General features: G+C 46.2%; 12 protein-coding genes, 1 tRNA gene and 1 pseudogene. 6 read left to right on the top strand and 8 right to left on the bottom strand.

Going from position 1 to position 9,475, the window contains the following annotated elements:
* Positions 1–148: 148 nt before the first annotated feature.
* Positions 149–1,018 carry a lysophospholipid acyltransferase family protein gene (locus tag RMO35_RS18515; protein ID WP_396135696.1) on the bottom strand — a complete coding sequence of 290 codons (870 nt, stop codon included), beginning with the start codon at positions 1,016–1,018 and terminating at the stop codon, positions 149–151.
* Positions 1,019–1,301: 283 nt separating this feature from the next.
* On the opposite strand from RMO35_RS18515, the gene RMO35_RS18510 reads away from it, so the two are divergent.
* The 3 genes and pseudogenes from RMO35_RS18510 (at position 1,302) to RMO35_RS18500 (ending at position 2,132) form a co-directional block, all read left to right on the top strand.
* Positions 1,302–1,374: transfer RNA gene (locus RMO35_RS18510), tRNA-Phe, on the top strand.
* A 115-nt stretch (positions 1,375–1,489) separates the two neighbouring features.
* Positions 1,490–1,909: pseudogene (locus RMO35_RS18505) on the top strand (putative toxin-antitoxin system toxin component, PIN family).
* 4 nt (positions 1,910–1,913) lie between these two features.
* On the top strand, positions 1,914–2,132 hold the full coding sequence (locus RMO35_RS18500; RefSeq protein WP_309742975.1) for a toxin-antitoxin system HicB family antitoxin: 219 nt from the start codon (positions 1,914–1,916) through the stop codon (positions 2,130–2,132).
* Between the two features lie 194 nt (positions 2,133–2,326).
* On the opposite strand, the gene RMO35_RS18495 is transcribed toward RMO35_RS18500, so the two are convergent.
* From RMO35_RS18495 to RMO35_RS18480, 4 genes are all read right to left on the bottom strand, one after another.
* Positions 2,327–2,821, bottom strand: coding sequence for a GAF domain-containing protein (locus RMO35_RS18495; protein ID WP_309742973.1), 495 nt, complete (start codon positions 2,819–2,821; stop codon positions 2,327–2,329).
* A 113-nt stretch (positions 2,822–2,934) separates the two neighbouring features.
* Positions 2,935–4,122 carry a bifunctional phosphopantothenoylcysteine decarboxylase/phosphopantothenate--cysteine ligase CoaBC gene (gene coaBC / locus RMO35_RS18490; protein WP_309742971.1) on the bottom strand — a complete coding sequence of 396 codons (1,188 nt, stop codon included), beginning with the start codon at positions 4,120–4,122 and terminating at the stop codon, positions 2,935–2,937.
* A gap of 201 nt (positions 4,123–4,323) precedes the next feature.
* Positions 4,324–4,539 carry a DUF2555 domain-containing protein gene (locus tag RMO35_RS18485; RefSeq protein ID WP_309742969.1) on the bottom strand — a complete coding sequence of 72 codons (216 nt, stop codon included), beginning with the start codon at positions 4,537–4,539 and terminating at the stop codon, positions 4,324–4,326.
* Between the two features lie 115 nt (positions 4,540–4,654).
* Positions 4,655–5,296 carry a dienelactone hydrolase family protein gene (locus tag RMO35_RS18480; protein WP_309742967.1) on the bottom strand — a complete coding sequence of 214 codons (642 nt, stop codon included), beginning with the start codon at positions 5,294–5,296 and terminating at the stop codon, positions 4,655–4,657.
* Between the two features lie 141 nt (positions 5,297–5,437).
* Between RMO35_RS18480 and RMO35_RS18475 the strand changes: the two genes are divergently transcribed.
* From RMO35_RS18475 to RMO35_RS18465, 3 genes are all read left to right on the top strand, one after another.
* The gene (locus RMO35_RS18475; protein ID WP_309742966.1) at positions 5,438–6,061 is read left to right on the top strand and encodes a hypothetical protein; all 624 of its coding nucleotides are present in this window, start codon (positions 5,438–5,440) and stop codon (positions 6,059–6,061) included.
* 333 nt (positions 6,062–6,394) lie between these two features.
* Complete coding sequence (locus RMO35_RS18470; RefSeq protein ID WP_309742964.1) at positions 6,395–6,628, top strand: DUF433 domain-containing protein; 234 nt, start codon at positions 6,395–6,397, stop codon at positions 6,626–6,628.
* A gap of 68 nt (positions 6,629–6,696) precedes the next feature.
* Positions 6,697–7,710: a hypothetical protein gene (locus RMO35_RS18465; protein WP_309742962.1), complete on the top strand. Its 1,014-nt coding sequence runs from the start codon at positions 6,697–6,699 to the stop codon at positions 7,708–7,710.
* 12 nt (positions 7,711–7,722) lie between these two features.
* On the opposite strand, the gene RMO35_RS18460 is transcribed toward RMO35_RS18465, so the two are convergent.
* The 3 genes from RMO35_RS18460 to RMO35_RS18450 are packed head-to-tail and all read right to left on the bottom strand — an operon-like array spanning position 7,723 to position 9,461.
* Positions 7,723–8,019: a hypothetical protein gene (locus tag RMO35_RS18460; RefSeq protein WP_309742960.1), complete on the bottom strand. Its 297-nt coding sequence runs from the start codon at positions 8,017–8,019 to the stop codon at positions 7,723–7,725.
* Positions 8,019–8,378, bottom strand: a complete 360-nt coding sequence (locus RMO35_RS18455) for a type II toxin-antitoxin system RelE/ParE family toxin (RefSeq protein WP_309742959.1) — start codon at positions 8,376–8,378, stop codon at positions 8,019–8,021. Before RMO35_RS18455 ends, RMO35_RS18460 begins: the two co-directional genes overlap by 1 nt.
* 33 nt (positions 8,379–8,411) lie before the next feature.
* Complete coding sequence (locus tag RMO35_RS18450) at positions 8,412–9,461, bottom strand: alcohol dehydrogenase catalytic domain-containing protein (protein ID WP_396135697.1); 1,050 nt, start codon at positions 9,459–9,461, stop codon at positions 8,412–8,414.
* Positions 9,462–9,475: the final 14 nt, after the last annotated feature.

Below are 9,475 nucleotides of genomic sequence, written 5' to 3'. Positions count from 1 at the left end.
CTTCGATTGTACTAAATAATGCTAAACGGGACATTACCAAGAGAATGTCACTCTGAGTAGAGGCGATCGTTGGTGAATTGTTATTAGCGTAGATCTACCCACCCCGCCCGTTGGGCACCCCTCCTGGGAGGGGATTTTTTTAGGAGGCTTAGCTTTTCTCTCGCAACAACCGATCTAACTCTGCTTGCATCTGCGATTCCACCCGATCGTAACAGGCATCAACATAATCGCGATCGCTCGCCGCATTTCGGCCATAGCGATCGAATTCGATCGGCTCACAGATGCGAATATGTACCTGCGTTGGTAGCGGTAAATTAGGCAACGGGCCAAACGCAATCCCCCACGGCAACCCCAGATAAATCGGGAACACATTTGGGTCGATCCCAAATAGCCACGGCATTCCGCGCTCGTGAAGTCGCTCCAAGAGCGGGTAAATATCGCTCAAAACGATCAAGCCATCATGGGCACCCGTCGATACTACCGGGACGATTGGGGCGTTTTCCCGCAGGGCGACTTTAATAAATCCCTTCCGTCCAGCCAATTGAATGCGGTCTCTTTGACTGTGCGGGCGAAACACATCTTCTGCACCGCCGGGATACACCAATACCACCGCCTCTTTTTGCAAGGCGGCGAGCGCCATTTTGGGATGTGCTCGCATCGCTCCCGCTCGCACCGCCAAGGTAGACATCCCCCCAAAATACTTCCACACATCGGGGTGTGCTAAGCCATAGGCAGGGCGTTCGGTGCCATAACGCACAAACCAGTCATACATCAGCATAAACATGTCAGGAGCCGCCAGACCGCCATTGTGCGAACCGACGACTAACATCCTGCCTTGCGCGGGCACATGCTCCCAGCCATCGCTAACAACCCGAAAATAATACTCATATAACCACTTCCACACGGGCATAAATACCTCGCGAATCACTCGCGGATCGCGATCGTCCAACGACCAACCATCGTACTTGTGGCGATCGGGCGCAGGTGCATTGACAAGCTGCTCAAAAAAATTTATCAATTATCCAAGATTGGTGACGAACATGGCTGTAGGCGACAATTTCAGCGATATTAGCTAATTGTTATCCTCGATCGTACCAAATAACGGCTCAAATCTAGCACAGTCAATACTTATTCTGTTTTTAGCGGCGGGGTCACAATTATCAAAAATTTGGTACTGGGGAGCGCTCGATCGCTCTAGCGGTTGGTCTGTGCAACGACTAGTCCCAAACTTTTACCAAACTGCTTGCATAATTGGCGCGGACTTGCTATATTAGTCAAGTTGCCTAATTCAACAGCAACGCGCCGGGATAGCTCAGTTGGTAGAGCAGAGGATTGAAAATCCTCGTGTCCGGAGTTCAAATCTCCGTCCTGGCATATCTAGAAACCTCGCGCTGTGCGGGGTCTTCGAGTTTTTACTCATATTTTAGGCTTGCTCCATGTAATCGAAATAGCCTCAAGTTGATATCACATAGGCTATCATTCTAGTACGATCGTAAAAATAGTAGTAGACACAAATGTGTTTATTGGGGCGATCCTGAGTTCTCAGGGACTAAACCGCGAACTGATTCGACGTTGCTTGCTTGGTGAATATCAGCCGATGATGAGTAATGCTCTGTATCTAAAGTACGAATCAGTAATAGAGCGGGAAGAGATTATCGCCAAATGTCAACTAGATAGAAGTAAGGTTAACGAGCTACTAGATGGCTTTCTGAGTATGTCTAAGTGGGTCTACATCTACTATTCATGGCGACCTAATTTGAGAGATGAGGGTGATAACCACGTCATTGAATTAGCGATCGCGGGGAATGCTTAGATCTTAGCTACTAACAATCTTAGAGATTTTAGAGGCTCCGAACTAACCTTCTCACAGTTGCAAATGCTCAACCCACACCAAATTATCGTAGAATAACTTTGTGGCAGTTTTAACAGTGCGGATGCCAGACGATCGGCATTCGAGATTAAAGGCGTTAGCCGCTAGTCAAGGCGTGAGCGTCAATAAAATGATTGAAGAGCTTACAACCGTCGCGTTAGCCGAGTTTGATGCTCACAATCGATTCAAGGTTAGAGCCGCTAGAGGATCGGCGGCTAGAGGTTTGGAAATACTCGACGAACTAGACAAACTGGACTCCTAATCAAAATAGCCCCAATCTTGGGTTGTTGCCGCGAGCGGCAAAATCCGGAAGATCGGGGCTACATCTAAATCGATAACTGTTGGAAGCTGTTGGCGAACAGGTAACTAACGACTAACACTAACACTATGAATCAGATATCGCGTTCGCCCATTAAATACTTTTTTATTACTCCCCTAAGTTGGGGTGAGATTGGATTAACTATCGCGAATGCTAGGAAATGTCGCCAGATCGCGAGCGCTAGCAACCATCGCCGCAATTTCTGAAGGTTGCCAATTATGGGTAGATTGGCATTGATGCGCCGCCAACAATCCCCACAAGCCGCGTTGGGTGAGAATCGGTACGACTAAATTGGCTTTGACATGGAGTTCGCGGAGATGGTCGCGGTGACAAGGTTGAATCAATTCGGTTTCGATATCGGGAATCGCCCGGATGCGTCCGTGTTCGTAGAGCTTGGCATATTCGCCATTAAAACAGCGATCGGGGCCACTCGCACCTAGAATGGAAAACTGGTTATCGCTGAGCGACTCAAAGGTGACGCGTCCCGACCATTGATAGTAAAAATAGTACAGTACAATTCGATCGGCATTCATCAACTTACGGAGTTCGTCGGTAGTTGTCTGAATCAGTTTGTCCCTAGCTAAATCGCGGGATAACCTGTCGAAGATGGTTTGGAGCGATGGATCGGGCATAACCTATGTGCTGCGTGCTGTTTAGCGTTTAGTTATTCAATATTTAGCGCACTATCCAATAATTTTGAGGCGAGGTATCGATCGGTTATCGGGCAGATAATCTCAACTCCAGCCTAATAAATCCGATCTAAAATCTGGTGTGCCATCTCTAGTTTAGCGCAGGGAAGGATATCGATCCGCTCGCCATTGGGTTTGAGGATGACGGCTTGATTGCGATCGCTCCCAAAGCCACTTTCTGGTAAGTCTACCGGATTAGCCACGATCGCGTCCAATTGTTTGCGCTCTAATTTCTCCAGCGCTGGCGCGATAATATCCCCAGTCTGAGCGGCAAAGCCGATTAATTTTTGGTGGGGTTGCTTGATTTTGCCGAGTGCCGCAATAATGTCGGGTACTGGCGCTAATTTTAATTCAGTTGGGAGTAGTTTTTTTGGTAACTTGCGATCGCTATATTGCGCGGGCTTAACATCTGCAACCGCTGCGGACATCAATACGATATCGGCATTTGGAAAATGCGCCAGCATTTTGTGGTGCATGTCTTCACTGTTGATAACGGGGATGAGATTTACCCGGCGATCGATCTGCACATCCGGTAAGGTACCATGAACCAAAGTCACCTGCGCCCCCCGATGAACTGCGGCTTGTGCCAGAGCTAGTCCCATTTTGCCAGTAGCAGGATTGCCAATAAACCGCACGGGATCGAAGAATTCTCGCGTTCCCCCGGTACTAATTAACAAGTTTTTGCCGACTAAATCGAGCTTGCCATGAGTATGTAGCAACGAATGAATATAGGGTAAAATTTCTTCAGGCTCTGCCATGCGTCCCATCCCGACTCGATCGCAAGCCAGTAACCCTATCGCTGGCCCAGCCGCATGATAGCGCGAATCTTGACTCAATAATTGCCAATTGCGCTGGACGGCTGCTTGGTTCCACATTTCCGTATTCATGGCGGGCGCGAGTAAGATCGGGCAAGTCGAAGCCAGGACTGTATTTGTCAATAAGTTATCCGCCAATCCATAGGCTAATTTGGCCAATGTATTGGCAGTCAGTGGCGCAATTAATAATAAATCTGCCCATTCGCCCAATTCGATATGAAGGGGGCGATGATGAATGGGTTGCCAAAAATCTCGATCGGTATAAGCTGGGTGGCGGGATAATGTTGAGACAGTTAAGGGGGTAATGAATTGTTCGCCGCCTGTGGTGAGGATAACTTTTACCTCAATTTCTGCTTTGAATAGTGTAGAGATAATTTCGCACACTTTATATGCGGCAATTCCACCCCCAATTCCGATTAGAACTCGCATCGGTCGTGGTTTTTGGGTTGATGAGTGAGATGCGGAGATCTTTACCCCACCCCAGCCCTCCCCTTATAAAGGGGAGGGAGCAAAAGCCCCCCCTTTATAAGGGGGGCTGGGGGGGTAAGGGTTGTAGATGATTCTGGTATTTCGGCGTGGATCTACCCACCCCGCCCTACGGGCACCCCTCCAGGGAGGGGATTTTTTAGACTAGGCTTCGTCGTAGGCTTCGAGATCGAGGAGGTGAATGTAGGGTTCGACTAAATCTGGGCGTTGAAAAGCGATCGCGCGTAAGAAATGCCAGTCTTTCAAGCCATCAAAAGGGTTGCGATAATCATCACTTTCTAGGCGTAAGGCTAGGGCTTCTACTTCTTCTGTAGTCAAGTTGGGGATAGTATTCCGTTGCGACAGCTCGATTGTGGTCATAGGTCAAACCTCCTTACAAATTGGCAAAAGTTTAGCAAGCTACAATTATTTTAGCCTTCTTAGTTATTATTACCCTTTAATCGCGCTGGATTAACAAACTTATTGATAATTTAGATTATTTGCTGACAAAATTTCTGACTGCCTCCAAAACTTCTGGTACGATCGAGTGTCCCATATCAAATTCTTGATATTGGACATCAACGCCCCACTGAGTCAGGGTTGCTTGACTCTTACGCGCCGCAGAAATCGGCACGACATCATCTTGTCTGCCATGCACGACGAGCGCAGGTGGAGCCGATTGGGGAGGTTTCGCTCGATTTTGATGCAAGTAACCACTCATGACAATCAGACCCGCTACAGGCAAATCTAGCCCAATTTCCAGCGTCATCGCCCCACCCTGAGAGAAACCCGCAATCCAAGTGCGATCGAGTGAGATCCCCGTCGAAGCTGGGAGCGACTCGATCCAAGTCGTCAAAACTTCGCGACTAGTGGCGAGTTGGGTGAGGCTGCGATCGTTCAATTGTCCCGCACCTGTAAATGAATACCACATCTTCCCCGTGTCGCTATATTCATGGTCGAAGGTGCCATTGGGAAACAGAAATTGATATTCTGGCAGTTTAAAGTAGGGCACGAGTTCGCCGAGATCGTCATGATTGGCACCCCAACCATGCAACACCACGATCGTGCCGATGGGATTGCCCGTCTGAGCGGGGACAAAAATGATGTCTAGTGGACTATTCGGATCGATTTGAGTCATCGGTGCGTATGGATAGTTTCGGTAAAATTTTGTGGATGAGCAAAAAACACCCGATCGGGTCACTTTTAGGCTTTCATTTACGCCCTAGTTCGTACTATAGTAAATCGTCTAGAAATAATTAACCCCTCCCTTAGTCAAATCATGACATTACTACGCCTCATTCAAAGAGCTAGCATCCTCGCTGGGATGACTTTTGCAAGTCTTCCTTTTTACGGTAATATCGCTCATGCTGACACGCCAACGCCACAGTTTTGTGTCATTGCGAGTAATGGTAAAACTGTCTGTGGGACTTTGAAGGAAGTCGAACGAGCCTGTGTGACTACTGATGATAACAAGACTGTCTGTGGTAAATACAAATCAGTCAGAGGAGAGCAAGCGCAACAAGAAACCAGAAATCTCACACCGATAGCTAGTTTTCGGAAGGAAGTTGACAATTTTGTCTATACGTTGGAAGGCTGTCAAAGAGTAGACACAAATGTCAGATGCCAAATCAAAATTGTAAACAAGGGTAAAGAAAGGTCGATAAACTCTCTCTCAGAGAGGTCTTCTCTGGTGGATTTTACTGGAAAATCTCATATAGGTTCTAAAGTAGATCTTGGTGGAAGTCCAGAATTTAGTGTATTTTCCACAATAGCTTCAGGTGCTGATGCTTATCTTGGTATCACATTTAATGATGTATCCGGGTCTATAGTTAAAGCTCAACTTTTAAATGTTAAAATAGGCAATAGACCTATTCAGTTCCGAAATATTTCCATTGCAAACTGAGCTAGATTGACTTAAAAGCGATTCGATAAAATTCATACATTTGTCGATCGCGCCCTAGAATCTGTAGGGGTGCCCCTTGTGGGTACCCTTATCGATGCGGGGTAAGCACGAGGCATTACCCCTACAGGCTATTGGTGGGTTTTAAGGATAAGAAAACAATAATATTGTCGATCTTGTGGTTGTTGGGTTTGGCTCGGGCTTCTACCCAACCTACGGGTCTTTGGGATGTTATGCGATCGCGATTGGGATCGATGATGTTAAAATTGTGATGTGTGTTTCTTGTCAGATCGATCGACTTCAAAAACAAATATTAAAGAATACCAAATATTTGCGATGTCTTCACCTATTCAACAATTAACTCGAATCACTCAAACACCAGGACAATGCGGTGGAAACCCTTGTATTCGGGGGATGCGAATCCGCGTCAGCGATATTTTGGAAATGATGGCTGAAAATGTATCTGCTGAGAAAATATTGACAGATTTTCCTGACTTAGAACCAGAAGACATTACAGCCTGTCTCCTATTTGCTGCTCGTCGAACAGAATTTCCCCGTCTCACTGCATGATAATATCGATCGCTCGATAGACGAATATCTGTATACTGGTGCCAGTAGTTATGGGACTTAATGTAGTGATGAAATATCAATTGTTAATGTCGATCGCGATCGTTACTTCGATCGGATCTGTGAGCCTAACGATGCCGAGTATTGCTGGATCTAGATTTCGCCCATTCGAGGGTCGATCTACCAGTCGATTGCTGTTATCAAAACAGCCGAATCTAGTCGATTTTCCTGAAGTGGGATTGGCAATTCCCCAACCGAGTGGATTTACTAAAGCAACATCATTTTATGGATTCGAGCAAGCTGCAACCAGCTCATCAGTGGTACTCTCGAAAATTCCTGGGCCATTCTCGGCGGTAACTAAAGGATTTAATAAAGAGACTTTGGCAACTAGGGGCATATCTTTAATTTCTAAGCAACCAATCAAAATCGATAATCAGTCAGGGTTTCTGTTGCAAGTATCTCAATCAGCCGCTGGTCAAAAATTTCTCAAATGGATTTTAGTATTTGGCAATGAGGAAAGCACAACTGTAGGAGTTGCCAGCTTTTTGGAAGAAAATGCTACAAAAATCGGTGAGCCACTTAAACAAGTTTTGCTAGCAGCATCCCCGCGCACGTCTTCAGCTCCAACCGCTTCCTCGCTACCATTTAAAATTACACCAGTAGCAGGTTTATCTTTGGTTACAAAGGTGTCAGGAGTGGGTAAAGTCGCACTATTTACCAAGGATGGTAATATTCCCACAGTAGCTCCGACAGATCCGTTATTTGTTGTTGCTCCATCGCTGGGCGATGTTGCTATTTTAGACCAAAAATCCTTTGCAACTCGGCGTATTTCTGCCTACCCGCAAACAGATATCGTCGCGATAAGATCGACTACTGAAATCTCGATCGATAATTTAACTGGTTGGGAAATTGTCGCTAATGGTAGAGACAAACAAACGAAAGCACCTTTAGCTATCTATCAAGTGATGCTGTTTCCCAAGCAAGGCGGATATATCGTGATAACAGGGATTGTCGGCGATAAACAGTCCCAAATTTACATGCCAAAGTTCAAGGCGATGGCACTAACTTATCGGAACTCCAAGTGACGGATATGTTAGTCAATTGAGGCTTGATTGTAATGAGTCGATCTCTACTTCTACCATGTCAGGAAACTTAGCAGTTATTGTTAACTCTCCGCCTAGATTGCCGATTGCTTGACGTAAGTAACTTAGGTAGATATCGACATTCTCGATTGGAGTTTTAGATGTATCTACGCGCCAATTTGCTGCTGTAACTGCAATTGCTTCTCTTAACTCAATAGCTGCTAATAGTTCCTTTTTCTTACGTTCGATCTCTAATTTTCTATCTTCGGGCAAGTTCTCTACGAGACGTTGAAATGGATGATGACCGCTCATTAGATTAATCCCTCCTGTCTAAGTTCCTCTAAATAAATATCATACAGTCGATCTGCAATTGGGATATACTCTTCATAAAAGCGGTCGTTACCAGTTTTATCTCCGCCGATTAGTAAAATAGCACTGCGTCGAGGGTCGAAGGCGTAAAATATCCGCAATGGATGTCCAGAACTTTGCACTCTCAACTCTCTCATGTGAGAATGTCGAGAACTATTAATCCCAGATGAGTGAGGGAACTTGAGATTAACACCCAAACTCATTAGCAATTCAACGGATACATTAATATCATCTTGCTCTGACATCCCAAGCTCCTCCCACCATTGGGCGAACTCGTTTGTATATTCAATTTCATAACTCATAGCTCGACCCTATCCGCAGAGCATAACTTTTTTCTAATCGTTATGCAGTAAGATCTTATAAGTTTCTGCTGTCGGTTTGGTGGCTTGGGCTACTGCTTTATCGAGATCTTTGAGATGGTAGCGATCGCTAATCAACGCATCGACATCAATGCGATGATTGAATACTAGATCTGCGGATAATGCCTGAACTTTAAACGACGAACTATAACTACCCATCAAATCGATTTCACGTCGGTACAAGACATTGGGATTAATTGGGATTTCTAACTCGTCGGGGAACTCGGCAAAGAACAGGATTTTGCCACCTTTGCGGGTGCAGTCTAGGGCTTGGAAAAAGGCTTTGTCGCTGGGTACGGCGAGGATGGCGGTATCGACACCCATGCCACCTGTTAAGGCTTGAATTTTGGCGGTGAGATCGGGATCGCGGGCATTGAAGGCGGCTTCGGCACCGACGGCGAGGGCTTTCTTGACTCGGGATGGAATTAAGTCAGTGGAGATCGCTCTGGCTCCAAAATGCTTAACCAGCATAATAAACATTAACCCGATCGGGCCTGCTCCGGTAATCAGCACGGTATCGCCAGCTTGAATATTTGCTTTTTTAACAGCCTTGAGGCAGCAATTTGTCGGCTCGACGAAGCTTGCTTGTTCGTCGGTAACTCCAGCGGGAATCGTTATTAAGCCGCCATTTCGGACGATATGTCCTGGCACTTTGACATATTCAGCAAAACCGCCACCACTGGGTGTAAATCCGGCTGTAGTCGTGACATTTTTGTAGACATCGCACATGGAGTAATTTTCGTGGAGACAGTAGTTGCAGTGCATACAGGGAATATGGTGCATTACGACTACTCTTTGTCCGACTTGCCAATCCTGGACATCCGCGCCAACTTCACTAATGACGCCAGCCGTCTCATGTCCAAAAATTCGGGGCGGTTCGTAAAGTGGGTAAAGGATCTTTTTGATGTCTGACTGGCACAATCCCACCACTTTAACCTTTACTAATACCTCGTCGGCGGCGATGGTGGGGACTGGGATAACTTCATAACTGAGCCGATTGACGCCACGAAATACTTGTGCTTTCATTCTGGTTGAGATGG

It is taken from the genome of Chamaesiphon sp. OTE_20_metabat_361 (assembly GCF_031364565.1).
This window is presented reverse-complemented; position numbering and strand designations above follow the sequence as displayed.